Origin of the sequence: Streptomyces sp. NRRL B-1140 (genome assembly GCF_001280065.1) — a bacterium.
GTDB lineage: Bacteria > Actinomycetota > Actinomycetes > Streptomycetales > Streptomycetaceae > Streptomyces.
Genome location: NZ_LGEA01000079.1, coordinates 1 through 214, shown reverse-complemented (window position 1 = coordinate 214; position 214 = coordinate 1). Strand labels below are relative to the sequence as shown.

The 214-nt window shown below is 56.5% G+C and carries 1 rRNA gene; it reads left to right on the top strand.

Annotated features, from left to right (window positions below):
• Positions 1-214: ribosomal RNA gene (locus tag ADK65_RS09380) — 16S ribosomal RNA — on the top strand; the annotation flags it as partial.

Here is a 214-nt window from a genome sequence, read left to right as displayed (position 1 = left end):
ACTCAAAGGAATTGACGGGGGCCCGCACAAGCGGCGGAGCATGTGGCTTAATTCGACGCAACGCGAAGAACCTTACCAAGGCTTGACATACACCGGAAAGCATTAGAGATAGTGCCCCCCTTGTGGTCGGTGTACAGGTGGTGCATGGCTGTCGTCAGCTCGTGTCGTGAGATGTTGGGTTAAGTCCCGCAACGAGCGCAACCCTTGTCCCGTG